23 protein-coding genes and 1 riboswitch are annotated in these 25421 nt (G+C 72.0%); of the genes, 14 read left to right on the top strand and 9 right to left on the bottom strand.

What is annotated here, in order from left to right; translation table 11 throughout:
• Positions 1-115 precede the first annotated feature (115 nt).
• From AB0M36_RS02000 to AB0M36_RS01980, 5 genes are all read left to right on the top strand, one after another.
• Positions 116-2878, top strand: coding sequence for a bifunctional diguanylate cyclase/phosphodiesterase (locus AB0M36_RS02000; protein ID WP_364150924.1), 2763 nt, complete (start codon positions 116-118; stop codon positions 2876-2878).
• 29 nt (positions 2879-2907) lie between these two features.
• Positions 2908-3624 carry a hypothetical protein gene (locus tag AB0M36_RS01995; protein WP_364150921.1) on the top strand — a complete coding sequence of 239 codons (717 nt, stop codon included), beginning with the start codon at positions 2908-2910 and terminating at the stop codon, positions 3622-3624.
• A 36-nt stretch (positions 3625-3660) separates the two neighbouring features.
• Positions 3661-4377, top strand: a complete 717-nt coding sequence (locus AB0M36_RS01990) for a tetratricopeptide repeat protein (RefSeq protein WP_364150919.1) — start codon at positions 3661-3663, stop codon at positions 4375-4377.
• Positions 4378-4406: 29 nt separating this feature from the next.
• Positions 4407-4796: a hypothetical protein gene (locus tag AB0M36_RS01985; protein WP_364150916.1), complete on the top strand. Its 390-nt coding sequence runs from the start codon at positions 4407-4409 to the stop codon at positions 4794-4796.
• Between the two features lie 83 nt (positions 4797-4879).
• Positions 4880-5554 carry a DUF6766 family protein gene (locus AB0M36_RS01980; protein ID WP_364150913.1) on the top strand — a complete coding sequence of 225 codons (675 nt, stop codon included), beginning with the start codon at positions 4880-4882 and terminating at the stop codon, positions 5552-5554.
• A gap of 17 nt (positions 5555-5571) precedes the next feature.
• Here AB0M36_RS01980 and AB0M36_RS01975 read toward each other — a convergent pair whose 3' ends face one another.
• A complete protein-coding gene (locus AB0M36_RS01975; RefSeq protein ID WP_364150910.1) occupies positions 5572-6486 on the bottom strand; it encodes a hypothetical protein in 915 nt (304 codons plus the stop codon).
• 82 nt (positions 6487-6568) lie between these two features.
• On the opposite strand from AB0M36_RS01975, the gene AB0M36_RS01970 reads away from it, so the two are divergent.
• A complete protein-coding gene (locus AB0M36_RS01970) occupies positions 6569-7474 on the top strand; it encodes a TIGR03619 family F420-dependent LLM class oxidoreductase (protein WP_364150908.1) in 906 nt (301 codons plus the stop codon).
• A gap of 28 nt (positions 7475-7502) precedes the next feature.
• On the top strand, positions 7503-8177 hold the full coding sequence (locus AB0M36_RS01965) for a carbohydrate-binding protein (RefSeq protein WP_364150905.1): 675 nt from the start codon (positions 7503-7505) through the stop codon (positions 8175-8177).
• Between the two features lie 35 nt (positions 8178-8212).
• Here the strand turns inward: AB0M36_RS01965 and AB0M36_RS01960 are convergent, their stop codons facing one another.
• Together AB0M36_RS01960 and AB0M36_RS01955 are read right to left on the bottom strand one after the other, a co-directional pair.
• Positions 8213-8902 (bottom strand): cation transporter, encoded by a 690-nt coding sequence (locus tag AB0M36_RS01960; protein WP_364152218.1) that lies wholly within the window; start codon positions 8900-8902, stop codon positions 8213-8215.
• 8 nt (positions 8903-8910) lie between these two features.
• Positions 8911-9210 carry a metalloregulator ArsR/SmtB family transcription factor gene (locus AB0M36_RS01955; protein WP_364152215.1) on the bottom strand — a complete coding sequence of 100 codons (300 nt, stop codon included), beginning with the start codon at positions 9208-9210 and terminating at the stop codon, positions 8911-8913.
• 105 nt (positions 9211-9315) lie between these two features.
• Between AB0M36_RS01955 and AB0M36_RS01950 the strand changes: the two genes are divergently transcribed.
• The 3 genes from AB0M36_RS01950 to cobF are packed head-to-tail and all read left to right on the top strand — an operon-like array spanning position 9316 to position 12682.
• A complete protein-coding gene (locus AB0M36_RS01950) occupies positions 9316-10665 on the top strand; it encodes a PQQ-binding-like beta-propeller repeat protein (RefSeq protein WP_364150902.1) in 1350 nt (449 codons plus the stop codon).
• 28 nt (positions 10666-10693) lie between these two features.
• On the top strand, positions 10694-11884 hold the full coding sequence (gene dinB / locus AB0M36_RS01945) for a DNA polymerase IV (RefSeq protein ID WP_364150899.1): 1191 nt from the start codon (positions 10694-10696) through the stop codon (positions 11882-11884).
• Positions 11885-11926: 42 nt separating this feature from the next.
• On the top strand, positions 11927-12682 hold the full coding sequence (gene cobF, locus AB0M36_RS01940; protein WP_364150896.1) for a precorrin-6A synthase (deacetylating): 756 nt from the start codon (positions 11927-11929) through the stop codon (positions 12680-12682).
• Between the two features lie 38 nt (positions 12683-12720).
• Here cobF and AB0M36_RS01935 read toward each other — a convergent pair whose 3' ends face one another.
• The 5 genes from AB0M36_RS01935 to AB0M36_RS01915 all read right to left on the bottom strand — a co-directional run bounded on the left by AB0M36_RS01935 (position 12721) and on the right by AB0M36_RS01915 (position 17957).
• Entirely contained in the window at positions 12721-13965 is a 1245-nt protein-coding gene (locus AB0M36_RS01935; RefSeq protein WP_364150893.1) for an ABC transporter permease, read from the bottom strand.
• Positions 13962-14639 carry an ABC transporter ATP-binding protein gene (locus AB0M36_RS01930; protein WP_364150890.1) on the bottom strand — a complete coding sequence of 226 codons (678 nt, stop codon included), beginning with the start codon at positions 14637-14639 and terminating at the stop codon, positions 13962-13964. Before AB0M36_RS01930 ends, AB0M36_RS01935 begins: the two co-directional genes overlap by 4 nt.
• Positions 14636-15976 (bottom strand): hypothetical protein, encoded by a 1341-nt coding sequence (locus AB0M36_RS01925; RefSeq protein WP_364150887.1) that lies wholly within the window; start codon positions 15974-15976, stop codon positions 14636-14638. Before AB0M36_RS01925 ends, AB0M36_RS01930 begins: the two co-directional genes overlap by 4 nt.
• Before the next feature lie 2 nt (positions 15977-15978).
• Positions 15979-16905, bottom strand: coding sequence for a hypothetical protein (locus AB0M36_RS01920; RefSeq protein WP_364150885.1), 927 nt, complete (start codon positions 16903-16905; stop codon positions 15979-15981).
• 122 nt (positions 16906-17027) lie between these two features.
• Positions 17028-17957, bottom strand: a complete 930-nt coding sequence (locus AB0M36_RS01915) for a metal ABC transporter substrate-binding protein (RefSeq protein ID WP_364150883.1) — start codon at positions 17955-17957, stop codon at positions 17028-17030.
• 192 nt (positions 17958-18149) lie between these two features.
• Between AB0M36_RS01915 and AB0M36_RS01910 the strand changes: the two genes are divergently transcribed.
• Positions 18150-19088: a zinc metalloprotease gene (locus AB0M36_RS01910; RefSeq protein ID WP_364150880.1), complete on the top strand. Its 939-nt coding sequence runs from the start codon at positions 18150-18152 to the stop codon at positions 19086-19088.
• Between the two features lie 5 nt (positions 19089-19093).
• Here AB0M36_RS01910 and cobN read toward each other — a convergent pair whose 3' ends face one another.
• Positions 19094-22708, bottom strand: coding sequence for a cobaltochelatase subunit CobN (gene cobN, locus AB0M36_RS01905; RefSeq protein ID WP_364150877.1), 3615 nt, complete (start codon positions 22706-22708; stop codon positions 19094-19096).
• 52 nt (positions 22709-22760) lie between these two features.
• A riboswitch (cobalamin riboswitch) is annotated at positions 22761-22836 on the bottom strand.
• Between the two features lie 56 nt (positions 22837-22892).
• On the opposite strand from cobN, the gene AB0M36_RS01900 reads away from it, so the two are divergent.
• From AB0M36_RS01900 to AB0M36_RS01890, 3 genes are read left to right on the top strand one after another with little or no spacing between them, the layout of a single operon-like run.
• Entirely contained in the window at positions 22893-23093 is a 201-nt protein-coding gene (locus AB0M36_RS01900) for a hypothetical protein (protein ID WP_364150875.1), read from the top strand.
• Positions 23094-23146: 53 nt separating this feature from the next.
• A complete protein-coding gene (locus AB0M36_RS01895; RefSeq protein WP_364150872.1) occupies positions 23147-24802 on the top strand; it encodes a precorrin-3B synthase in 1656 nt (551 codons plus the stop codon).
• 1 nt (position 24803) lies between these two features.
• Positions 24804-25421, top strand: a complete 618-nt coding sequence (locus AB0M36_RS01890; protein ID WP_364150869.1) for a precorrin-8X methylmutase — start codon at positions 24804-24806, stop codon at positions 25419-25421.

Here is a 25421-nt window from a genome sequence, read left to right as displayed (position 1 = left end):
GGCGTGTCTCACGAAAGTCCGCTCGGCGGAATCCCTCAAGTTTCGGCAGGTGCGACCCGATGTCCGCAGGTGCGGCCGTCTCGCACCGAGGGGGCTCCAGGGACCGGAGTCGAGCTTGAGCGCACCCACCACGGAACCGCCGGCGGCGGCCCGGCGACCGTCGGCTGCGCGACGCCGGTGGGCCCGCCTGTGCGTCGCCGTGGCGGTGCTCGCGGCCGGCTTCGGCGTCGTGCTCAGCATCGGCGGCCCGGACGTCGCCAAGACGATCTCCAACTTCGGTCTCGGCGCCGCCGCGCTCGGTGCCGCCATCGCCTGCCTGGCCCGCGCCGCGACCCTGCGCGGGCGCCTGCGCACCGCCTGGGGCCTGGTCGGGCTCGGCGTGCTCTCCTGGGCCGGCGGGCAGGCCTGCGCCGTCCGGCTGGACCTGCTCACCGGCACGGTTCCGTTGCCGTCGCAGGCCGACATCGGCTATCTCGGCATGGTCGTGCTCGCCTCCGCCGGTCTGTTCGTGTTCCCGGCGCCGACGCAGACCCTCGCCAACCGGGCCCGCGGGGCGCTCGACGGGATGATGGTCGCCGTCTCGCTGATGCTGATCGCGTGGATCTTCGTCGTCCACCCGCTCATCGAGGCCGGCGGCGACGGCAGGCTCGCCCTCGCCGTCAGCCTGGCCTACCCGCTCGGCGACGTCGTCATGATCACCATCGTCGTCTACCTGCTCGCCCTGCGGCGCCGCGGTGGGGACGCGCTCGGCGAACTCGCGCTGGTCGGTGCGGGCATCGTCGCGTTCGCGGTCTCCGACATCGAGTACGCCTACCTGAACCTCACCGGCGCGTACTACCCCGGTGACGTCACCGACATCGGCTGGTTCGCGGGGTTCGCCCTCATCCTGCTCGCCGCGGCCCGCCCCGTCGCACGCGGCCGCCGGAGCCTCAAGGAGCCGTCCGGGGGCGGCCAACCGCTCGGGGTGCTCCTGCCCTACGTCGCCGTGCTCGCGGCACTGCTCACCAGCGTGATCTGGTTCGCGCGGACCGGGCAGACCAGCGCCTACGTGGAGTACAGCCACTCGGCGGTGATCCTGCTGATGGTCGGCCGGCAGCTCCTCACCCTGCTGGAGAACCGCGGCCTGACCCGCCACCTGGAGGCTCGCGTCGCCGAGCGCACCGCCGAGCTCTACGCCCGCGAGCAGCGGTTCCACGCCCTCGTGCAGCACAGCTCCGACGTGGTGACGGTGGTCGGCCCCGACGCCGAGGTGCTCTACCAGAGCGAGTCCGTGCAGCGGGTGTTCGGCTACCCGGCCGAGATCCTCACCGGCCGCCGCCTGACCAGCCTCGTCGACGCCGAATCCGCCACGCGTCTCGCCGACGCCCTGCGCTCGGTCAGCGGTCGCCCGTACGCGACGACGGTCCTGGAACTGACGATCCGCCACCGCGACCGCCGGCGGCGCCAGGCCGAGATGACCATCACCAACCTGCTCGACGACCCCTCCGTCGGGGGTCTGGTGCTCAACACCCGCGACATCAGCGAGCGCAAGGAGCTGCAGGAGCAGCTGGTGCACGAGGCCTACCACGACGCGCTCACGCAGCTACCCAACCGCGTGCTCTTCCGGGAGCGGGTTGCCGAGGCGTGCGAGAACCGGCCCGAAGACGGCGACGTGACCGTGCTCTTCCTGGACCTCGACGGGTTCAAGGAGGTCAACGACAGCCTCGGTCACCTCGCCGGCGACAAGCTGCTCGTCCAGGTCGCCGACCGGCTGCGCGAGTCGGTCCGCGAGGGTGACGTCGTGGCCCGTTTCGGCGGCGACGAGTTCGCGGTGCTGATCAGCTCGGCACTCGGCTCGGACGACGCCGAGGTCGTGGCGGGGCGCATCGTCGACGGGCTGCACGAGCCGCTCCGGATCGACGAACGCGAGCTGCACGTACGCGGGAGCGTGGGCCTGGCGGCGTACGCGGCCCTAGGCACCGCCCGCGGGTCCGTCGCGGAGGCCGCCGAGCAGCTCATGCGCAACGCCGACCTGGCCATGTATCGCGCGAAGCACACCGGCGGCAGCGGCTTCGCCAGCTACGACCCGCAGATGCTGGCGGGTCTGGTGGAGCGCCTCGAACTCGAGGCCGATCTGCGCCTCGCCCTGACCCGCGGCGAGCTCACGGTGCACTACCAGCCGACGATCGACATGGCCGACAGCCACGTCGCCGGCTTCGAGGCGCTGGTGCGGTGGCAGCACCCGGTCCGCGGCCTGATCCCCCCGATGGACTTCATCCCGCTGGCCGAGGCGACGGGCCTGATCGTCCCGCTCGGCCGCTGGGTGCTCACCGAGGCCTGCCGTCAGGCGATGCGGTGGTCCCGGCAGAGCGGGCAGCCGCCGGTGAAGATGGCCGTCAACGTCTCCGTGCGCCAGTTCGACCACAGCGACCTGGCCGCCGTGGTCCGCGAGGTCCTGACCGAGACCGGCATGCCGGCCGACCGGCTGTGCCTCGAGATGACCGAGAGCGTGCTGATGACCGACACCGAGGAGAACCTGGCGCAGCTCGTACGCCTCAAGGCACTCGGCGTCACCCTGGCGATCGACGACTTCGGCACCGGCTACTCGTCCCTGGCCTACCTGCGCCGGTTCCCGGTGGACACCCTGAAGATCGACCGCTCGTTCGTGGAACGGCTGGGCGAGCGGGGCGACGACGCCGCGCTGGCGGAGACGATCGTCCAACTGGGCCACAGCCTCGGCATGTCCACCGTGGCCGAGGGCATCGAAGAGTACGGACAGCTCGCCGCGCTGCGCGCCATGGGCTGCACGTTCGCACAGGGCTTCTACTTCTCCCGGCCGGTGCCCGCCGCCGAGGCCGGCCGCCTGCTCGCCGAGGGCGCCGGGGCCCCCGCCGCCTGATCCGAGTCCCCATCGGTCACCATGACTGCGTGGGTGACCTGTTGATCAATCTCCTCGCCAGCATCATCGCCGGCACGGCGGTATGGCTGGCCCAGTTCGCGATCCGGCGCCGCCGGCTCAACCGCGAGCGCGCCTTCTTCGGCCTCACCGCTGGCGCGACCAGCCTGCTCGTCGCCTCCCGGCACGCGTCGTCGCCGCGCGAGCACAGCATCCACCGAGGCGACGTGGCCGCCCTCGTCGAGCTGGCGACGATCGTCCGCGAGTGCGGCGCCCGCGCCGACCTGGTCGGTGGCGGTCAGCCCGTGCGGGAGCTGGGCCGCGTCGCCGAGTTCTGCGTCGGCGGCCCGGGGGCCAACCCCCGGGCGGCCACCCACCTGCGGGCGGTGCTGCGCGGAGTCACCTACACGGTGTCCGAGTGGCCGACGCACGGCGACGACGCCAAGCTCGCCTTCGCCGTCGGCGGCCACGAGTACGTCCGCACCCCGGAGACCGAATACGCCGTGCTCGCCCGCTTCTGGGGCCCGACGGGCGGGCGGCCGGCGCTCTACCTCGGCGGGCTGACCGCCGGCGGCAACCTCGCGACGGCCCGCTACCTGGCGAACCACCATCGGGAGCTGTTCCGGCGCTTCGGCGCGGACCGGCCGTTCTGTCTTGTGCTGCGGATACAGGAACCGGCCGCGTACGGCACCGACTTCACCGAGATCGTCGCCGATGTCACCGACGTCGCCTTCACCCCGCAGGAATGACCGTTTTTGACGGTGTTCGGAGCGTAATCTCCGCATATGGGGACGACAACGGGCGACACACTGACAGCCGGCAACGAGGCGCTGTACGAGGCCGCCTTCCGCACCGGGGACTACACCGAGGCCGAGGCGACCTTCACCGGCCTGCTGGACGCGGCGAGGGCCGCCGGCGACCGGGCGCTGGAGGCCGCCGCCCTGGACCGGCTCGGCATGCTGGCCCACTTCCGCACGCTGGAGAACGACCTCGCCAAGGCGGACACCGGCACCGAGGAACAGCTCTTTGCGCAGGCGCTGAGCATCCGCCGCGAACTCGGCGACCCGGCCGGCACCGCCGAGTCCCTCTTCGGCCTCGGCCTGGTGCACCAGGTGCTCCACGACGACTGGGACACGGCGATGAAGTGCTTCACCGAGGCGCTGGAGTTGGCCGAGAAGCACGGTGACCTCCTCCTGCGCTCGGAGGTGCACCGCCACATCGGCTTCTACTACGTCAACGGCGACCTCGAGTCGGACCTGGCCCTGCACCACCTGAGGATCTCCCACGAACTGCGCGAGGAGCTCGGCGATCCGCGCTGGATCCCGGGCGGCACCGTGGCGCTGGGCCTGGCCGAACTGGCCGACGGGCTCCGCGACCAGGGCCTCGCCCACGTGCGGGAGGCCCTGCGCCAGGCCCGCGACGCCGGCCTCAGCGCGCAGCGCGTCGCCTGGATCGAGCACTTCCTGCAAGAGGCGGAGGCGCCGGCTCGCGCCCATGATTGAGACTGCCGCCGCCGGGGAAAGCGGCGCTCGTGTGGAAACGATGGATACCCCTCCTCCTGCTGTGCCTGGCGGGCTGCTCCCCCGCCGGTGAGCGCGGCGATGCCGCCGCCGACGTGGCGATGCGGCTGCTGAGCTCCGTGCAGAGTGAGGACGGCGCCGCCGCCTGCGCGACGCTGGCACCGGACACGCTCGCGGAGATCGAGTCGGACGGCCAGCCCTGCGCGTCCGCGATCCTGGACGAGGACCTGCCCTCGCCCGGCGAGGTGACCGGCACGGAGGTCTACGGCCAGTGGGCGCAGGTGCGCCTCAGCGGAGACACGATGTTCCTTGCCGCCTTCCCCGGCGGCTGGCGGGTGGTCGCGGCCGGCTGCACGGCGCGCGGCGAACGTCCGTACGACTGCGTCGTCAAGGGAGGCTGACCGATGCGTACGCAATTCGTGCTGCTGCTCTTCGTCGTCGGCGCCGGGCTGGCCTACTTCATCACGCTGGGGGTGATGCACCGGTGAAGCGCCACCTTCGGGAGAACGCCCTCGGGCTGACCTTCGGCCTGATGTTCCTCGTCGTGCTCATCGGCCAGGCGTTCGCCGGCCTCGCCGACTACAACCAGCGGCAACTCACCGAGGGGCTGCCGGAGATCTCCATCGGCCGGTACGTCACCTCGGCCAGCTTCGGCGCGGACGTGGCGGAGAACTGGCAGTCGGAATACCTCCAGTTCTTCCTCTTCATCCTGGCGACGGTGTGGCTGGTGCAGAAGGGCTCGCCCGAGTCGAAGAGCCTGGACCAGCCCGGTCGGGAGTCGGACCAGGATCAGAAGATCGGCCCCTACGCCGACAAGGACTCGCCCGCGTGGGCGCGGGCCCGGGGCATCAAGCTGTTCCTCTTCTCGAACTCACTGGGCCTGGTCATGGGAGCGATCTTCCTGCTGTCCTGGCTCGCCCAGTTCATCGCCGGACGCGCCGCGTTCAACGAGCGACAGCTCGCCGACCTCGAGGATCCGGTGCGCCCGGCGGAATACCTGATGGCTCCGGACTTCTGGAACCGTACGCTGCAGAACTGGCAGTCCGAACTGCTCGCGGTCGCGTCCATGGCCATCCTGGCGATCTATCTGCGCCAGCGCGGCTCGTCGCAATCCAAGCCGGTCGGCGCCGCGCACAACGCGACCGGCGTGGAGGGCTGATCGCCGGGTGGCCGGGCTCATCCGGCCAGCAGCCGGCCCACGTGCGCCGCGCGGTCCGCGCCCAGCGCGGCCCGCACGGCCGCGGCCGCCTCCTCGGCCGTCACCTCGCCGGCCCCGATCGCGTCGAGCGCGGACCGCGCGTTGACCTGTGTTCCCACCGTCGGTGTCGTCCCCGCCGGGGCTGTCGTCCCGGCCTCCAGCAGGGCGTCCACTGCGGCCCGCACCTGATCGACGCGGTCGCGGATCTGGTGGCTCACGATCGAGGCCACGATCGCGCGGTTGAGTGCCCAGGCGGCGCCGACCGTCGGATTCGCCGCGGCGTCGGCGCCCGGGTTGATGATGCCGCCCGGGTGCACGGTGCCGCTCGCGTCCTTGCCCGGGTCGTACGTCAGCAGCGCGCGGGCCAGGGCTTCCCGGCCGGCGGCGCTGCGCGCCCACTCGGTCATCCAGGCCATGAACTCGCTCTTGGTCACGTCGTCCTCCTCGAGCAGCCCCCACGGGCTGGTGTCCCGCTCCTGCACGGCGGTGTATCGGGCGCTGAAGTGCGCGTGGTCGGTGTGCGCGTTGGCGCCCGTGTAGGCGCGGGCGGTCCAGCCCCACGAACGCGACCAGACGCGGCGGCGGTAGATGACGTTCTGCAGCCGGTCGTCGCGGCCCTCGCGGTGCCGAGCGACGATGACCTCGACGCACCTGTCCATGGTCCAGCCGGGTTTGCGCAGGTCCTTGTCCACATCGATCGCGTGCACCTCGTTGACGCGGTCGCTGTCCTCGGACGGGGTCCTGCCGGTCTCGTCGGGGTTGTGATCCGAGGAGTTGGCCGCGTGCGATTGATCGCCGAGGGCGCCGTCCGAGGCCTTCCCGCGCTTCGGCGCCAACCGGTCGAACTCGGCACGCAGCGAGACCAGGCAAGGCACCAAAATCCAGCCGACCATCCGGTTCCTCCTTACCAGAGGCGATAAGTCCGATAATGGCGCGGCCACGGCCGTCCGGACACCTCCCGGTACGGTGAAATCCATGTTGATCAGTTGCGGGTGTCCGGTGTCCGGCGTGTGGGCCGATCCCATGTCCCTCACCGGGTTCGCGATGCGCGCCGAGGAACTCGGCTACCACGGTCTGTGGACCTTCCAGCGGCTCCTCGTGGCCGAGGGACAGAACCCGGAGCCGGTCTACCGCAGCGTGCTCGACCCGATGCTGGCGCTCACGTACGCCGCCGCCCGCACCACGGGGATCCGGCTCGGCGTCGCGGTGATCAACCTTCCGTACGTGTCGCCGTCCTATCTCGCGAAGCAGGCCACGACCCTGGACGTGCTCTCCGGCGGCCGCCTCGACCTCGGCCTCGGCACCGGCTGGTCGCCGGCGGAGTTCGCCGCCACGAATTCCGATCCCCGCCCGCGCGGGCGCCGGACCGAGGAGTACCTCGCGGTGCTGCGCACCCTGTTCCGCGACGAGGTCGCGGCGTTCGACGGCGAGTTCTATTCGGTGCCGCCGAGCACCATGGCACCACCGCCGGTGCAGCCCGGCGGACCCCCGATCCTGCTGGGCGGCAGCGCCGACGCGGCCCTGCGCCGGGCCGGCCGGATCGCCGACGGATGGGTGAGCGCGAGCAGCGCCACCCTGCCCGACATCGCCCGCGGTGTGCGGATCGTGCGCCGCGCCGCCGAGGAGGCCGGTCGCGACCCGGACGCGGTCCGCATCATCGTGCGCGGCGTGGTGCGGGCCGGCCTGCGCGACAGCGCCGTCCCACTGTCCGGAACGTGGGACCAGATCCGCGAGGGCGCCCGGCTCTATGCCGAGGCCGGGGTCACCGAGCTCTTCTACGACCTCAACTGGGACCCGTTCATCGGCTCCCCCGACGCCGACCCCCGCGCGGCCGGCGAGCGCGCCCAACAAATCCTGACCGCCCTGGCGCCACGCGGCTGACCGGCCGCTGAGCTATCCTCTCGATCCGATGACTACGCCCGCCTCTCCCTCCGCCGGGATGTACCACTCCCGCTCGAGGGTCACCCGCAACCGGATCGCGCTCGCCGCGGCCGGGCTGGCGCTGTTGTCGCTCGGCTACGTGATCGGCCGCCTCCAGGACAGTCCCGGCGACCCGGCATCCCCGGCGGCCGCGGCGGCACCCGCGCCGGTCGCCTCGACAGCCGCCCCGGCGCCGTCAGCGCCGTCGTCGGAGCCCTCCGCCGCGCCCACGCCCCCGGCGCCGGTGGGCGGCACGGACGCGTACACCGTCATCCAGGCGGAGAGCGCGACCAATCAGCAGGGAACCGAGGCCGAGGACACCGAGGACGAGGGCGGCGGCCGCAACGTCGGCTGGATCAACAACGGCGACTGGCTGCGCTTCGACCAGGTCAACTTCGGCACCACCCCGGCGGCCCGCTTCGCCGCGCGGGTGGCCTCGGACGTCGGCGACGGGGTGACCGGCCAGCTGGAGATCCGCCTCGACAGCCCCGGCAGCCCACCGGTCGGCAGCCTCACGGTCGGCAACCTGGGCGGCTGGCAGGACTGGCAGACCCAGTCCACGGTCATCACGCCGGTGACCGGGACGCACACGGTGTTCCTCACCTTCGCCTGCCAGACCGACACCGAGTTCCTCAACCTGAACTACTTCGCCTTCGGCCGCTGACGCCGCGGCGCGTGCCTAGCGTGGTGACGCGCTGCTCAGGGGAACCGGTGCCCCTGCCCCCGTGTTGAGGATGGCGTGTCCGACCGGTCGCCTGCGGTGGGCAAGGCGCAGTCGTCGCACTGCTCCCCGCGCCACGCCTCGACACCCTCGCGGACAGCGACGGCGGCGATGACCAGGGCGGCGACCGGGTCCGCCCACCACCACCCGAGGGTCGCGTTGAGCAGTAGTCCCACGAGCACGATCACGGACAGGTAGGTGCACAGCAAGGTCTGAGTCGAATCGGCGACCACGGTGGCCGAGCCCAGTTCGCGGCCGGTGCGCCGCTTCGCCCAGACCAGCAGCGGCATCACCACGACCGAGGTCGCGGCGATGGCGATCCCGACAGGTGAGGTGTCGGCCCGCTCGGCGCCGAGCAGCGAGCGGGCGGCGTCGACGGTGACCCAGGCGGCCAGGGGAAAGAACGACACGGCGATCAGCCGCAGCGCGAGGCGTTCGCGGGCCTCGGGGACCCGGGAACGGAACTGCCAGATCACCACCAGCGCGGAGGACACCTCGACAAAGGAGTCCAGGCCGAAGCCGAGCAGCGCGGTCGACGAGGCCGCCGCGCCGGCGCCGACGGCGACGACGCCTTCGAGCAGGTTGTATCCGGCGGTGGCGTAGGCCAGGTGCAGGCTGCGCCGGTTGAGCTCGGCGCGTCGCTGCGGCGACAACCGGTCGAGGCTGATCGGGCTGTTCATTCGGTGGGGCACAGCGTCACCGCGTTCCCGGTCGCTGCGAGGAGCCCCTCGGCCGCGGCCAGCAGGTCGAGCAACTCGGGCCGGGTCAACGCGTAGAAGGACTGCCGGCCCTCGACCCGGTAGTCGACCAGCCCGCAGTCGCGCAGACAGGCCACATGCTTCGACACCGTGGACTGCGCCAGGCCGAGCTCACGGGTGAGATCGATGATCCGCGCCTCACCCACGGCCAGCCGCCTCACGATCTTCAGCCTGGTCTCGTCGCCGAGCGAACGGAACAGCGCCGCCGCCGGCGTCATCCCCGCGGCCACCGCCGCGGCCACGCACCCATCCTCAATAATCGCCACGCGGCGATGATAGCCACCCTGAGCGATGAAATGACACCGGGCTCTACGCTGCCCGCCATGAGCGTCATCGATCTAGGGCTCGTCGCGAACGAGCGGGACAACCGGGCCGAGAAGACCCGGCCACGGCTGCGCCTCGGCGACTTCCGATGGATGCTGGTGGTGGCGACCGCCGCGCTCTGCGTGCTGACCCTGACAGGTTCGGCGCGACCCGAATGGCACGGGCCGCGCGATCTTTGGAGTGTTCCGCTCCAGGGGGACAACGACACCTTCACCGTGGGATCCGACATGCTCTACGTGCAGCGCGGCCAGGACCGCGAGCTCATCGCGTACGGCGCCCGCGACGGAGCGGTTCGCTGGACGAGCGACAAGCTGGGCGAGGCGCCCTGGCTGGCGGAGGAGTCCGGGGTGCTGCTGCTGCCAGCCGCGGTGGAGACGAGAGCGGCGGACCACGGCCACGGTCTCCGTGAGGTTACCGGCGAGAGCGTCGCCCTCGACGCGGCCACCGGGCGGGAGCTCTGGCGGCGACCCGGAGAAGTCGCCGCCACCGGTGACGGGCGGGCCCTGCTCATCGAACGCGACGAGGACACCACGACGATCCGGGCCCTGCACGTGGTTCGGCTGCGGGACGGCACGCCGCTCTGGTCCCAACCGGGCAGCGGCGCGACGAACTGGGCGGGCGGCGGCACGCCCATCTTGACCACCGAAAGCCTGGCCACCACCGACCGCCTGGCCACCATCGGCAACCGCGGCCGGGTGCGGATCCGGGACATGGCCACCGGGCGGGTCGTGGCCACCGCGGTGGTGCCGTGGGTCGGCCGCAACGAGGAGGGCGAGTCCTTCAACAACGTCCTCGTCGAAGGCCACACCCTGTATGTCGAGAACGTGAAACGGGGAAAGGGGACGCTCGTGGCGTATGACACCGAGACGATGCGCCGCAAATGGCGCATCGCTGAGCGCACCTACGGCGGCTTCTACCCCTGCGGTGCGGTGCTCTGCGTCAACCAGGAGGAAGGCGTCTCCGGCTTCGACCGCGACACCGGAGCGAGGCGCTGGCGCATCGACGGCGCACCCATCGGCATGCCGTTGAGCCACGGCGGCGTCCTGGTCGCCAGCGCCGAGGGCGGCTCGCACCATTCCGTGATCGACACCGCTACCGGCAAGCGCCTGAGCGACATCGGCTCCGGCGCGCTGGCGGCGAACTCCTCGGGCCGGGAGGAGGCACTGTACGTGCTGGCACCCGTGTTCCAGCCGCGCGACCAGATGGCCGTCAGCAAGATCGAGGACACCGGCAGGGTGGTGCTACGCGGGGCGGTCGGACCCATCGATCAGACCACCTGCCAGAACAGCGGCGAGCTGCTCTTCTGCATGACTCCCGACGGACGCCTCGCGGTCACGGACGTCGGCTGATTTCGTACATGTGTTCTAGGATGGCGCCGTGGCTGACCGAGCGACCATCCTGCACGCCGACCTGGACTCGTTCTACGCGTCGGTGGAGCAGCGCGACGACCCCCGCCTGCGGGGCCGGCCGGTGCTCGTCGGCGGCGGCGTCGTGCTCGCCGCGAGCTACGAGGCCAAGGCCTTCGGCGTGCGCACCCCGATGGGCCTGGCCCAGGCCCGGGCGCTCTGCCCACAGGCGATCGTCGTCCCGCCCCGGATGACGGCGTACTCGGCGGCGAGCAAGGCGGTCTTCGAGGTGTTCCGCGACACCACGCCGATCGTCGAGGGCATCTCCATCGACGAGGCGTTCCTCGAGGTGGGCGGGCTGCACCGGATCCGCGGCACCCCCGCCCAGATCGCGGCGGCGCTGCGGACGCGGGTGCGGGAGCGGGTCGGGCTGCCGATCACCGTCGGGGTGGCCCGCACCAAGTTCCTGGCGAAAGTGGCCAGCGGGGTCGGCAAGCCGGACGGGCTGCTCGTCGTCCCGCCCGACGAGGAGCTGGCGTTCCTGCACCCCCTGCCGGTGGAACGGCTCTGGGGCGTCGGCCCGGTCACCGCGGGCAAGCTCCGCGACCGCCAGATCCGTACGGTCGCTCACGTGGCGCGGATCGGCGAGGCGGCCCTGGTCGCGATCCTCGGCGCGCACGCGGGACGGCACCTGCACGCCCTGGCGCACAACCGCGATCCGCGCCGGGTCCGGGTGGGTCAGCGGCGCGGGTCGATCGGGTCGCAGTGTGCCCTCGGCCGGCGGCCGCGACCGTTCGAGGAGATCGACGCGACGCTCGCCGCCCTGGTGGACCGGGTCACCCGGCGGATGCGGGCGGCCGACCGGGCCGGCCGTACCGTGACGTTGCGGTTGCGGTTCGGCGATTTCAGCCGGGCGACCCGCTCGCGCAGCCTGCTCAAGGCGACGATGGGGACCCGGGCGATCCTCGAGACCGCCCGCGGCCTGTTGGCGACGGCCCGCCCGCTGATCGAGGAGCGTGGCATCACGCTGGTCGGGGTGGCGGTCGGCAACCTCGACAGTGACGGCGCGGTCCAGCTCGAGCTCCCGTTCGAGGAGCCGCGCGACGACAGCCTCGACAGCGCGCTCGACGCGGTGCGGGACCGGTTCGGGTCGGGCTCGGTCACCCGGGCGAGGTCGCTGGGCCGCGAGCTGCACCCGTCCGTGCCCCTCCTGCCCGACTGACCCGCATCGGCTGACCGGCGGCAGGTGGGGCAGACTGCTCGCGTGCGGAAGATCTACGTCATCGGGATCGGGGCCGGCGACCCCGACCAGCTCACCCTGCAGGCGGCCAAGGCCATCGGGCGGACCAACGTCTTCTTCCTGCTCGACAAGGGCGAGGTCAAGGAGAGCATGATCGAGCTCCGGCGCCGGATCCTCAAGGCGTACGGACGACCCGGCCGTCGCGTCGCCGAGGGTCGTGACCCCGACCGCGACCGCACCCCCGCCGACTACGAGGGCACGATCGCCGACTGGCGGCACCGGCGGTCCGAGGTGACCGAGGCGCTGATCCGCGAGCACCTGCTCGACGGCGAGACCGGCGCGTTCCTGGTGTGGGGCGATCCGTCCCTCTACGACTCCACCATCGCGATCCTCGACGAGATCCTGGCGCGGGGCGACACCGAGTTCGACTACGAGGTGATCCCCGGCATCAGCAGCGTCTCCACCCTCGCCGCCAAGCATCGGATCGGACTGAACCGGGTCGGCCAGCCCTTCCAGGTGACGACCGGGCGCCGCCTCGCCGAGCAGTGGCCGGCGGACGTCGACGACGTGATCGTCATGCTCGACGCCCACCAGACCTTCGGCGCGGTCGACGCGGAGAACGTCGACATCTACTGGGGTGCCTACCTCGGCACCCCCGACGAGCTGCTGGTCGCGGGTCCGCTCGCGGAGGTGGCCGACGAGATCCGCCGGGTCCGCGCCGAGGCCCGCGAGCGACACGGCTGGATCATGGATACCTACCTGCTGCGCCGCCGCCCCTGACGAGAACACTCTGACCAGCCACCCGACCGCCCCGCGGTTCAGCCGGGGCCCCGGAGTGCGTCGACCGGTTGCAAACGGGCGGCCCGCATGGCCGGGTAGAGCCCCGCGAGCAGGCCCACCACGGCCCCGACGGCCGGGGCGCCCGCGGCCAACACACCGCTAAGGACCGGCGTCCAGTCCCGGGCGGCGCTGATCACCACCACGGTGATGCTGCCCAGGCTCGCGCCCACGATGCCGCCGAGCAGCCCCACGACGGTCGACTCCAGCAGGAACTGCGCGGCGACGTGCCGGCGGCGGGCGCCCAACGCCCGACGCAGGCCGATCTCGGCGGTGCGTTCCATGACCGTGACCAGGGTGACGTTGGTGATGCCGAGGGCGCCGACGACCAGCGACACCACGCCGAGGACGAGCAGCAGACCGTTCACGTCGGCGGCCACCCCGGTGCGCAGGTCGGCGGGGTCCGGCGGGGCGTTCACGGTCATCGTCGCCGGGTCGTCGGGATTCAGGGCGATCGGTGCCTGGCGCGCGATCAGCGGGGCCGCGCCCAGCGAGGTGGTGACGACCACGGTGCCGACCGGTCCGAGCCGGAGCGTGTCATCGGCCGCTGTCCAGGGCACGAACACCGAGCCGGCCAGGGTCGGCTGGTCGGCGCGCCCCACCGCGCCCAGGATGCCGATCACGGTGAACGGTACGTCGTCGACGAAGATCGCCGGCTGGTTGTCGACGCGAACCACGCCGAGCTGCCGGGCGGCCTCCGCGCCGAGTACGGTCACCCGGTCCCGGCGGACGACGTGGCCGTCGTCGAAGAATCGCCCGGTGGCGACGTCCGCACGGGCGGCCGCCGGCAGGGTCGCGGTCGCTCCGAGGACCGGCAGCGTGCGGTTCTGCACCCGGGTGGGGTCACGCAACTGGTTCGCCCGCACCGCCGGCACCTTGTCGTTACGAACCAGGGTCAGCCCGGCCACGGCGGTGACGCCGTTCAGCCGTGCCACGTTGTCCAGGGCCTCCCACCGTACGGCCGGTGGAGCGTCGGTGCCGGCGGGCCGTCGCACGTCGACGGTCAGCTCGGTGGCGGTGACGGCGTCGAAGCGTCCGGCGATCTGGTTGCCCGCGGTGGCGGACAGGCCGAGCGTCGCGACCAGGGTGCCGATGCCCAGCACCGTGCCGAGGATGGTCAGCGCGGTGCGGGCGGGACGCGATCCCATGCCGGCGAGTGCCTCGTTGCCCAGGTCCCGCAGGTCGAATCGGCTGGCGGTCCTGCGGGCCCGGAGTCGGATCCTCATGCGGCGAGCTCGGTGAGTCGGCCGTCGGTGATGCCGATCCGGCGGCTCGCCCGCCGACTGACCGAGGCGTCATGGGTGATCACGACAAGCGTGGTGCCGCCGGCGCGCAGCTCGTCGAAGAGGTGCAGGATCGCCGTGGTGTTGGTGCTGTCGAGGTTGCCGGTCGGCTCGTCGCAGAGCAGCAGGGCCGGGTCGCCGACCAGGGCACGGGCGATGGCGACGCGCTGCCGCTCGCCACCGGAGAGGCGCGGCGGGCGGAAGCTGTGCCGGTGCCCCATCCCGACTCGGTCGAGCGCGGCGATGGCGCGGTCGCGCCGGCCGGCGCGGTCGCCGCCGGTGTAGACCTCCCCGAGCATGACGTTGTCCACCACGTCACGGTGCGGCAACAAGTGGAAGCTCTGGAAGACGAAGCCGATGCGGCTGCCCCGCAGGGCGGTGCGGGCGGTGTCGTCCAGCTCGGTCGTCTCGACTCCCTCCAGGCAGTAGCGGCCGGTGTCCGGCAGGTCCAGCAGGCCGAGGATGTTGAGCAGCGTCGACTTCCCGGACCCGGACGGCCCCACGATGCTCACGTAGTCGCCACGGCCGACCCGCAGCCCCACGTCGACGAGGGCGGGCACCGGCGGGTCGGTGGCGAAGGTCCGGCCCAGCCGGTCGAGGACGATGACGTCACTCATCCGACGCCCACCACGACCCGGTCCCCGGCCTTCAACCGCGACCCGTCGGCCGGCGTCACCTCGACGTAGCCATCGGCGGTGAGCCCCGGCGTCACGGGCACGTCGTGGATCTGGCCGGCGGCGTCCTGGACCGACAGTCGCGCCTGGCCGGTGGAGGCCGTGTACAGCGCCGCCGCCGGTACCGCCAGGACCGCCCTGTCGGTCCCGCCCACCTTTATAGTGATCTTGAACGGCTGCCCGGCCAGCGACTTCAGCTTGTCCGGCTTCTCGGGGGCGAGCTGGATCGCGGTGCCGGTGGGCGACTTCGCCGTGGAGCCCTCGGATGGTGCGCCCTCAGCGCTGCCGCCGGGCGGCTGTCCCTGGTCCGCGCCGCCCGCCGGCGTCGCCGTCCTGGGTTGGGCCGCCGCGCCGAGGCGGGTCAGCTTCGCCGTGAAGTCGCCCGCGGCCGACGTCAATGTCGCCGCCATGCCCACCTTGACCAGGTCGCTGTCCTCGGTCGCGATGTCGCCGGTCACGATCAGCCGCGGGTCGGCGACGGTGGCGATGGTTCCGGTCGCGGTCGCGCCCGGCTTGGTGCTGACCGAGGTGAGCCGGACCGGGAGCTTCGGCAGGAAGAGCACCTCACCGCTGGGAACGTTGACGCCGTACGTCTTCTTGAACTCCCTCAGGTCGGCAGCCGCGTCGGCGGTGCCCTGGCCCCCCTGCTTGGCGCCGGCCGCCTGTTCCAACTCGCGCAGTCGGGTGCGCTGGGCGGAAGTCGGCCCGGCGGCCTGGTAGCCCTTCTTGTCGTACCAGGCCGCGAGGGCGTTGAGGGCGGGGTCGTCGAGCGGGCCGGACGCGGCGATGCCCCGGGCGGGCAGCAGCCGGCGCAGCGCCGCGCGGAGCTGGCGGACATCGTCGCCGGTGCCGCCGCGGGTCAGAGTGCGGTACATCGGCACCTTGCCGGTCATGACGAACACCGGACGTCCGCTCACCTCCAGCAGCACGTCGCCCTCTCGCAGCATGCGATCGGCCTGCGGCGCCCTCGTTACCAGCGCGGCCGCCGTTGCCGCGCCGTCGGCGCCGTCGCCGGTCGCGGCCACCGAGCCGATCAGGGTCACCGGCTGCGGCGCCCCGTAGGTCACCGTGCCCTGGCCGGTCACGGTGGCGGTGAGCCGGCGTTCCTCCACCGGTACGGTGATCTGCGACGCGGGCGGCGGCCGATGCGAGGCGGCGGCGTCCGCGGGGGACTTGAGCTGGGTCCCGGCGGCCCACCCGACCGCGCCGGTGGCCAGCGCGACCGTCGCCGTCACCGCGATGACGCGTGGGGGCCCCGGACGGGGAAACGAGAGTCGCACGGTCAGGCGGTCCGGAACCAGGCTTCGAGGGTGTCGGCATACTTCGTACGTGCCAGGTCGGCGTATTCGGTCCGGCAGTCGAGGTCGTCGAGCGCCGCCTTGATGTCCTTCGCCAGAGCCGCCTTGGCGGCTGCCGGATCGGTTGCCTGATCGCCTGCCTGATTGGCCGGCTGGCCGGCCGGCGCGGCGTCCGGGAGAGTCTTCTCAGCCATGCTGTTCTCGATGTCACCCGGCTTGGCCGAGGCGACCTGGTAACCCTTGCCCTTCAGACAGTCGGCGTACTTCTGGGCCGCGCCCACCACCTCCGGATCGCTGGTGAACTTCGCGTACGCCCGCTTGCTCGCGGCGGCCTCGGCCTTGGTCTGCTCGGGGCCGTACGGCACCTTCTCGGCCGCCTCCGCGGAGCATCCGCCCTTGTAGGTGGTCTTGCCGCCGGAAGTCTTGGTGGTGTCCTCCTTGCCGTACAGGGCCTCTTCGTACGCCTTCCGGCGCGCCTTGTCCAAGCCGTCGTGGTACGCCCGGTTGGGACTTGAATCTGGATCCATCGTCGACTGGGCCACCTTGGGGTCGTTGGGGAACACCTTCGCGGCCCAGAACCCGAAGCCGTACTTCTGCCGGAAGGCGCGGACCTCGTCGACCGGCGCCAGCACCGACTCCGGCCCGCCGTACGCGCCGACCTGGTTGTCGGCCACCAGCCCCCGCAGGTTGGGCTGGTACTGGAAGCCCTGTTTCTTCATGCAGTCCGCGATGAGCTGCTCCCGCTTGCGAAGGTCGTCGTCGAGCTTCTTGGCGGCGTCGTTGCGCGCCGCGGCGGGCGCGGCGGGCGCGGCACCGGCTTTCGGCGCATCTGCGGCGTCGGAGTCGGAACCGCAGCCGGCGAGCAGCGCGACGCCGAGAGCGACGATCGGGACGAAGGCGGTGGTGCGCATGTCTGGTCTCCCTGAACGCGTGTGCACGCCGTGCCGCGTGCCCCGCCATCCTGGGTGCGGGCTTGTAACGCGACTGTCAGGGATTCGTTGACGGTGTCCTCACATCCGCGCGAACGCTCCTCTCAGGACGAGCACCCCAAAGCGTCGGTGAGGACAGCCAGGTTGGCGGGCATGACGGAGAAGTAGTCCGCGCCGGGCCGGCTCACGCTGTCGACCGGATCGAGCAAGGCGGTGCGGGCGCCGATCTCCCTCGCGACGCCCTCGGCGACCTGCGTCCTGGAGGGGTCGTGGAAGAAGACGGTCGTGGTGCCCGTGGCCCTCGCCCGCTCGGCGACCGCGGCCAGGGAGGCGTTCTTGGCGGGAAGGACATCGGTGACGCTGAGCTCCTTCAGGGAGTAACGGTCGGCGAGATAGCCAAATGCGCCGTGGCTGGTCACGAACTCCCGGCGCTGGCACGTCTTCAGCTTGGCGGCATAGTCGCGGTCGAGCGCGTCCAGCTCGGCGTACAGGGTCCGGGCGCGCTCCCGGTACGCCGCGGCGTGCTCCGGATCGACCACGCCGAGCTGCTCGGCGATCGCCTCCGCGACCTTGGCGTGACGCTGTGGGTCAAGCCAGACGCGCGGGTCCGGCCCGCCCCTCCCGGCGGCTTCGGCGCCGGGCGCGAGCAGGTCGACGCGGGCGGCCACGTCGAGCGCGGTGTCGGCCCAGTGGTTGATGTCGCCGCCGTCCACGACCGGGAGTACGCCATCGACGTACACGACCAGCGCGGAGTCCTTGATGTCGGCGATCTGGACCGGGGTGATCTTCGGCTGGACGCCGGCCCCCGGAAGCTGACTGACCCGCACGGTATCGCCGCCGACGCGTTCGGTAAGGAACGTCAGCGGATAGAGCGCCGTCACGACGAAGAGCCGGCCATCGCGGAACCCCTTCGGGTCGAACCCGCACGCACTGGTCGCACCGAGCAGTAACGCGGCTACGGCCACGGCTACGGCGCGGCGGCACCACCACCGCCGGGACATCAGACCGAGCCGCCCCTCGTGACGTCGTTGCAACTCGTGCTCCCGTCTGGCCGTTCGGTCGGCTGCTGGTCGGGCGAACGTACGGCTACCGCGGCTGAATGGAGTCGCATTCTGTCTGGAGCGCCGCATTGAGGAGATGTGGATCACGCCTACGGTCTGTTCTTGTTCGCCGCCGCATCGCGATGACGCCATGCGGTCGGTTGGCTCGAGGGAAGGTACCTGAAGATGCCCGCATCATGGACCCGACGGCTGGCACTGCTGACCGTCGCGACCGCGTCTGTCGTGGCAACCGGTGGCCCGTCCGGCCTCGCGTACGCGGCGACGTCGTCCGCCGGCGTCGCGGCCTGCGTCGCGGACAGCACGGCCCGGGTACGCGCCGGGGCGACGGCACAAGAGCCGGCGCTGTACTCGAAGAACGAGGCCAACGCCTACGGAGTCATCAAGGACGCACCGCGCCTGGCGAACAGCAGCGTCACCATCCCCACGGTGTTCCACATGGTCTCCGATCGCCCGTTCACCGCCGCCGACAAGAGCCGCTGGAACTCGATGATCGCGGCGCAGATGTCGGTGCTGAACGCCTCATACAGTGGCCGTACGGCATCGGGCGCCGCCAACACCCCGTTCCGGTTCTCGCTGACCAACACCACGTGGACGGTGAACAGCGGGTGGTACACCGTCGTGCCGGGCAAGAACGAACGGGACATGAAGAAGGCGTTGTACACCGGGGACGCGCGGACGCTGAACGTGTACGCGGCCAACATCGGCGACGGTCTGCTCGGGTGGGCCTACTTCCCCAAGGGATACAACAACGGCCGCGACTACCTGGACGGCGTGGTCCTGCTCGACGAGTCGATGCCGGGCGGGACGGCCGGCAAGTACGCCGAGGGCGACACCCTGACCCACGAGGTCGGTCACTGGCTGATGCTGGAACACACTTTCGCGCACGGCTGCGCCGCCTCGGGCGACTTCGTTGCGGACACCGCGCCGGAGGCGACCCCCCAGTTCGACTGTCCGGTGGGGGCGGACTCCTGCGCCGCGCCGGGGGCTGACCCGATCCACAACTTCATGGACTACTCGCAGGATTCCTGCATGAATATGTTCACCGCCGGCCAGGCGGACCGGATGAGCGACGCCTGGGTCGCCTTCCGCTCCGGGGGCGCCTAGCTGGGCTACTCGTCGCCCTCCAGGTCGCCCTCGGTCTCGAGGTAGACCTGCTGCAGGGCGGCGAGGGTGTCCGGATCGGGTGCCGCCCACAGCTTGCGGTCCGCGGCCTCCAGCAGGCGTTCCGTGATGCCGTGCAGCGCCCACGGGTTCGACTGGGTCATGAACTTCTGGTTCTCCGGGTCGAGCACGTACGTCGCCGCGAGCTGCTCGTACATCCAGTCGGCGACCACGCCCGCGGTGGCGTCGTAGCCGAAGAGGTAGTCGACCGTCGCGGCCAGCTCGAAGGCGCCCTTGTAACCGTGCCGGCGCATCGCCGCGATCCAGCGGGGGTTGACCACCCGGGCCCGGAAGACCCGGGCGGTCTCCTCGGTCAGGCTGCGGGTCCGCGTCGCGTCCGGATTGGTCGAGTCACCGATGTACGCGGCCGGCGCCCGACCCGTCAGCGCCCGTACCGTCGCGATCATGCCACCGTGGTACTGGAAGTAGTCGTCGGAGTCCGCGATGTCGTGCTCGCGGGTGTCGACGTTCTTCGCCGCCACCTCGATGCGCTTGTACGCGGTCTCCATGTCGCCGCGCGCCGCGACGCCGTCGAGGCCACGGCCGTAGGCGAAACCGCCCCAGACCGCGTATACCTCGGCGAGGTCGGCGTCACCGCGCCAGTTGCGGCTGTCGATCAAAGGCAGAATTCCGGCACCGTACGCGCCCGGCCGCGAACCGAAGATGCGCGTGGTGGCCTGACGCCACGTCTTGCCCTCCCCCGCGTCGGCCATCGCGTGTGCCCGGACGAAGTTCTGCTCCGGCGCCTCCTCCAACCCGGCGACCAGCGTGAACGCGTCGTCGAGCAGGGCTACCACGTGCGGGAAGGCGTCACGGAAGAAGCCCGAGATGCGCACGGTCACGTCGATGCGCGGGCGGCCCAGCTCGGCCAGGTCGATCGGCTCGATGCCGGTGACCCGCCGGGAGGCCGCGTCCCAGACCGGGCGCACCCCGATCAGGGCGAGGATCTCCGCGATGTCGTCGCCCGCCGTCCGCATGGCGCTGGTGCCCCAAGCGGAGAGCCCGACCGAACGCGGCCAGTCCCCGTAGTCGTCGCGGTAGCGCTTGAGCAGCGACTCCGCCATCGCCTGGCCGGTCTCCCAGGCGAGCGCGCTGGGAATGGCCTTGGGGTCGACGGAGTAGAAATTCCGGCCGGTCGGCAGCACGTTGATCAGGCCGCGCAGCGGTGAACCGCTGGGCCCGGCAGGCACATATCCGCCGTCGAGGGCGTGCAGCACGTTGGTCAGCTCGTCGGTGGTGCGCGCGAGCCGGGGCACGACCTCCGTCGCCGCGAACGCCAGCACGTCCCGTACCCGGGGATCGTCGGTGATGTCCGGGACCTCGACGGGCCAGCCGGCCTCTTCCATCGCGGTGATCAGCTCGCGGGCCCGCTCCTCGACCGCGTCGGTCTCGGCGGTGGAGGCGTCCTCCCGCAGGCCGAGCGCCTCCCGCAGGCCCGGCAGCGCGGCGACCTGACCGGCCCACATCTGCCGGGCGCGCAGCATGGCGAGCACCAGGTTGATCCGGGCCTCGCCGGTCGGCGCCGCGCCGAGCACGTGCAGACCGTCGCGGATCTGCACGTCCTTGACCTCGCACAGCCACCCGTCGACGTGCAGGAGGAAGTCGTCGAACTCCTCGTCGCCGGGGCGGTTCGCCAGACCCAGGTCATGGTCCATCTTCGCCGCCTGGATGAGGGTCCAGATCTGCGAACGGATCGCCGGAAGCTTCGCCGGGTCGAGGGCCGCGATGTTCGCGTGCTCGTCGAGGAGTTGCTCCAGCCGGGCGATGTCACCGTAGGACTCGGCGCGCGCCATCGGCGGGATCAGATGATCGACCAGGGTGGCGTGGGCCCGCCGCTTCGCCTGGGTGCCCTCGCCCGGATCGTTGACCAGAAACGGATAGATCAACGGCAGATCACCCAGCGCCGCGTCCGTGCCGTCCGCGGCGGACATGCCGACGTTCTTGCCGGGCAGCCACTCGAGATTGCCGTGCTTGCCCACGTGCACGACCGCGTGCGCGCCGAACTCGTCGGCAAGCCACCTGTACGCGGCGAGATAGTGGTGACTCGGCGGCAGATCGGGATCGTGGTAGATCGCCACCGGGTTGGCGCCGAAGCCCCGCGGCGGCTGCACCATGACCACCGTGTTCTCGTCGCGCAACGCGGCGAGCACGATGTCACCGTTGTCCACATAGAGCTCGCCGGGCGGCGGCCCCCAGTGCCGTTCCATCGACTCGCGCAGGTCTGCGTCGAGGGTGGCGAACCACGCGGCGTAGGCCTCCCCGCTGATCCGGACGGTGTTGCTCTCCAGCTGTTCCTCGGTCAGCCAGTCCGGGTCCTGCCCGCCGGCCGCGATCAGCGCGTGGATGAGCGCGTCGCCGTCCTGCTCCGCGACGCCGGGGAAGCCGCCGATCCGGTAACCGCGCTCCCCCAGCGCGGCCAGCAGTCGCACGGTGGAAGCGGGCGTGTCCAAGCCGACCGCGTTGCCGATCCGGGAGTGCTTGGTCGGGTACGCCGAGAGCATCACCACGATCCGCCGCTCGGCCGGCGGGATGTGCCGCAGTCGAGCGTGCGCCACCGCGATGCCGGCCACCCGCGCGGCACGCTCCGGGTCTGGCACGTACACGGAGAGGCCGTCGGGGTCGATCTCCTTGAAGCTGAACGGCACGGTGATGATCCGGCCGTCGAACTCGGGAATGGCGACCTGCGTCGCGGCGTCCAGCGGGGACAGCCCGTCGTCGCTGGCCTCCCACGCCTCGCGGCTGCTGGTCAGGCAGAGACCCTGCAGGATCGGCACGTCGAGATCGGCGAGCACCCCGACGTCCCACGCCTCGTCGTCACCGCCGGCGCTGACCGTGGCCGGTTTCGTGCCGCCTGCGGCGAGCACGGTCACGACCAGAGCGTCCGCCTTGCGCAACTCGGCCAAGAGCTCCGCTGACGCCGTACGCAAGGAAGCGGTGAAAATCGGAAGCGGCCGGGCGCCCTTCGCCTCGACGGCCTGGCAGAGCGCCTCGACGAACGCCGTGTTGCCGGCCATGTGGTGAGCGCGGTAGTAGAGCACGGCCACGGTGGGGCCGTCTCCCTGTGCGGGGCGCTCTCCCTGTGCGGGGCGCTCTCCCTGTGCGGGGCGCTCTCCCTCTGCGGAGCGCTCTCCCTGTCCGGGGCGCTCCAGCACCCCCCAGTCGGGCGCGGGCACAGGCGCCGCGAAGCCGTTGCCGGTCAGCAGAATGGTGTCCGACAGGAAGTCGTGCAGCGCGGCCAGGTTGTCCGGCCCGCCGTAGGCGAGATAGGCGTGCGCCTCGGCGGCAACGCCGGCGGGCACGGTGGAGAGCTTCATCAGGTCGGCGTCCGGAGCCTGCTCGCCGCCGAGCACGACGACCGGCACCGGCCCGGCGAGCAGAGCATCGAGCCCTTCCTCCCAGGCCCGGCGCCCGCCGAGGATCCGCACGACGATCAGCGCGGCGCCCTCGGTGAGCGCGGGCAGATCGTCGACGGCGGTGCGAGCAGGGTTGCCCAACCGCCATTCGCGGCCACTGGCCCGGGCGCTGAGCAGGTCGGTGTCGGACGTCGACAGCAGCAGAAACACGGCTCTCCCCTCGGGGTCCGCGCCCCGGGTCAAAGGAATCCCACGGCGACCGGAGTTTCTGGCTCCCGGCTCGCTGGACGAGACCGGTGACAGTGGCGGGACCGCGCCGGACTCACACCGGCTTCCTCCGCGGCGTCGCCGCACGTGGACTCCCACTCTGCCGACCGCGCCACGCGGAGTCAACGTGACGTCCTGTGACGATCCCGACCGACATCGCGACGCCGCCCCAGGTAACGATCGCGACCGGGATCGCGACGCGGCCCGGCGCGACGATCCCAGCCAGGATTGTGACGCCGCCCGGCGCGACGATCCCAGCCAGGATTGTGACGCCGCCCGGCGCGGCGATCCCGGCCAGGATTGTGACGTGTCCTGGAACGCGGTGTGACGATCCCGACCGGCCCCGGGGATCTGTCGGACCCGATCCGTAGTATCCGGGCCGTGTCCTTCCCCCTCGACCGTCCCGGCAACGCCGCCGGGGCGCCGCCCGGCGCGACCGGTGACGGCCGCGCCGACGTGCTCGGCTCTGCAGCCGACGCCAACGTGCCCGGCTCCGCGGTCCCCGCCAACGTGCCCGGCTCCGCGGTCCCCGCCGACATGCCCGGCTCCGCGGTCCCCGCCGACATGCCCGGCTCCGCGGTCCCCGCCGACATGCCCGGCTCCGCGGTCCCCGCCGACATGCTCGGCTCCGCGGTCCGCGCCGATAGCGATGCCTGTCCGGGTGCGCTGCGGCTGCACGATGCCGCCGACGGGCCGCTGGCGCGGGTGCGCATCCCCGGCGGGCGGATCACCGGCACCCAACTGGCGCTGCTGCGGGCGCTCGCCGAGGAGTGGGGCGACGGACACGTCGAGCTGACCAGCCGGGCCAACCTCCAGCTCCGAGCCCTGCGCGACGTTGCTCCGGCACGGCTCGCGAAGCGACTCGCGGCGGCCGGCCTGTTGCCGTCCGCGACCCACGAACTGGTCCGCAACATCGCGGGATCCCCGCTGCTGGAGGATCCCGCGCAGGTCACGGCGCTCGACGAGGCGCTGTGTGCGGACCCTGCCCTCGCCGCCCTGCCCGGCCGATTCCTCTTCGCGATCGACGACGGCACCGGTGACGTGGCCCACTCCGCCGACGTGTCCGCGCTGCCCTCGTCGGCGGCTTCGGCGGCTTCGGCGGCTTCGGCGGCTTCGGCGGCTTCGGCGGGGAGCGTGACCGTTCTCTTCGCCGGGCGTGACCTCGGGCTGCGGGTTCGCCACGACCAGGTGGTTCCGGCGCTGCTCGCGGCGGGCCACGCGTTTCTCACCTCGGCGGCGCGGGAGGTCGAGACCGGCCGGCGACGGCCCTGGCGCGTGCGCGAACTGGCCGACGGGCCGGCCCGAATGGCCGCGCAGACCGCAGCGACGCTGGGTGTGACCCTCGGCGAACCGGATCCGCACCTGACCCGGCCGGTTCTGCGGGAACCGATCGGCATCGTCCCGCAGCGCGATGCCCGGGTCGCCGTCGGCGCGCTGGTGCCCCTGGGGCGCCTCGGCCCCGACGCCCTGCGCACGCTCGAGTCAGCGGCCACGCTTGTCGTCACGCCGTGGCGTGGTGTCGTGGTGCCCGGCCTACCTGCGGACAGCGCCGAGACGTGGATGCGTAAGCTCGCCCGGGCCGGTCTGGAGACCGCCGCCGGATCGCGGTGGGCCGGGGTGACCTCGTGCGCTGGGCGACCCGGATGCGCCAAGGCGCTGGCCGACGTGCGCGCGGACGCCGACGCGACGACCCGGCCCGGTGCCGGGCTACCGGTGCACTGGGTGGGATGCGCCCGGGGGTGCGGAAGTCCGGCGGGGCCACACGTGCGGGTGGAGGCCACCGGCACCGGCTACCTGGTGTGCCATGCACCAGGAAACGCCAAACCAACGACAGGCGTCCCGGCGCCAGTCGGCGTCAAACCGACGACAGGCGCTTCGGCGCCGGTCAACAACGAACCAACAACGGGCGCCCCGGCGCCGGTCAACAACGAACCAACGACAGGCGCCCCGGCGCCGGTCAACAACGAACCGGCGATGGGCGCTTCGGTGCCGGTCGGCGAGGTGGCGGCGCTGGTCGCGGCCGGGAGGAAGGGCTGAGATGGAGTACGTGCGCGACGGCGCGGAGATCTATCGGCGGTCGTTCGCGACCATCCGCGCCGAGGCCGACCTGTCGCGGCTGCCCGGCGATGTCGCGCGGGTCGCGGTCCGCATGATCCATGCGTGCGGGATGGTCGACCTGGTCGACGACATCGGGTACAGCCCGGGCGTCGTGACGGCCGCGCGCAAGGCCTTGCTCGGCGGCGCGCCGATCCTCTGCGACGCGGAAATGGTGGCCTCCGGGGTGACCCGCAAGCGGCTGCCGGCGGACAACGAGGTCATCTGCACGCTGCGGGACCCCCGGGTCCCCGCGCTGGCCTCGGCGATCGGCAATACCCGCAGCGCCGCGGCGCTCGATCTGTGGGGGGACCGGCTCGAGGGGGCGGTGGTGGCGATCGGTAACGCGCCGACCGCCCTGTTCCGGCTGTTGGAGATGGTGGCCGGCGGCGCGCCCCGGCCGGCCGCGGTGCTGGGCATCCCGGTCGGATTCATCGGGGCCGCCGAGTCGAAGGACGCGCTCGCGGAGTCCGGTCTGGAATATCTCATCGTCCGGGGTCGGCGGGGCGGCAGCGCGATGACGGCGGCGGCGGTCAACGCCCTCGCCTCGGAGGAGGAGTGA

This window comes from Actinoplanes sp. NPDC051346 (assembly GCF_040682215.1).
Lineage (GTDB): Bacteria > Actinomycetota > Actinomycetes > Mycobacteriales > Micromonosporaceae > Actinoplanes.
The sequence above is the reverse complement of the archived record's forward strand: the minus strand, read 5'-3'. Positions and strand labels throughout refer to the sequence as shown.

What these genes read in the sequence shown, in the direction of transcription:
- AB0M36_RS01975 (WP_364150910.1), bottom strand. Translation starts at nt 6,486, where the DNA reads ATGGTCGGCTGGATTTTGGTGCCTTGCCTGGTCTCGCTGCGTGCCGAG.
- AB0M36_RS01910 (WP_364150880.1), top strand. Translation starts at nt 18,150, where the DNA reads ATGCCCGCATCATGGACCCGACGGCTGGCACTGCTGACCGTCGCGACC.
- AB0M36_RS01990 (WP_364150919.1), top strand. Translation starts at nt 3,661, where the DNA reads ATGGGGACGACAACGGGCGACACACTGACAGCCGGCAACGAGGCGCTG.
- AB0M36_RS01970 (WP_364150908.1), top strand. Translation starts at nt 6,569, where the DNA reads ATGTTGATCAGTTGCGGGTGTCCGGTGTCCGGCGTGTGGGCCGATCCC.
- AB0M36_RS01955 (WP_364152215.1), bottom strand. Translation starts at nt 9,210, where the DNA reads ATGACGCCGGCGGCGGCGCTGTTCCGTTCGCTCGGCGACGAGACCAGG.
- AB0M36_RS01935 (WP_364150893.1), bottom strand. Translation starts at nt 13,965, where the DNA reads ATGAGGATCCGACTCCGGGCCCGCAGGACCGCCAGCCGATTCGACCTG.
- AB0M36_RS01930 (WP_364150890.1), bottom strand. Translation starts at nt 14,639, where the DNA reads ATGAGTGACGTCATCGTCCTCGACCGGCTGGGCCGGACCTTCGCCACC.
- AB0M36_RS01965 (WP_364150905.1), top strand. Translation starts at nt 7,503, where the DNA reads ATGACTACGCCCGCCTCTCCCTCCGCCGGGATGTACCACTCCCGCTCG.
- AB0M36_RS01890 (WP_364150869.1), top strand. Translation starts at nt 24,804, where the DNA reads ATGGAGTACGTGCGCGACGGCGCGGAGATCTATCGGCGGTCGTTCGCG.
- AB0M36_RS01920 (WP_364150885.1), bottom strand. Translation starts at nt 16,905, where the DNA reads ATGCGCACCACCGCCTTCGTCCCGATCGTCGCTCTCGGCGTCGCGCTG.
- AB0M36_RS01950 (WP_364150902.1), top strand. Translation starts at nt 9,316, where the DNA reads ATGAGCGTCATCGATCTAGGGCTCGTCGCGAACGAGCGGGACAACCGG.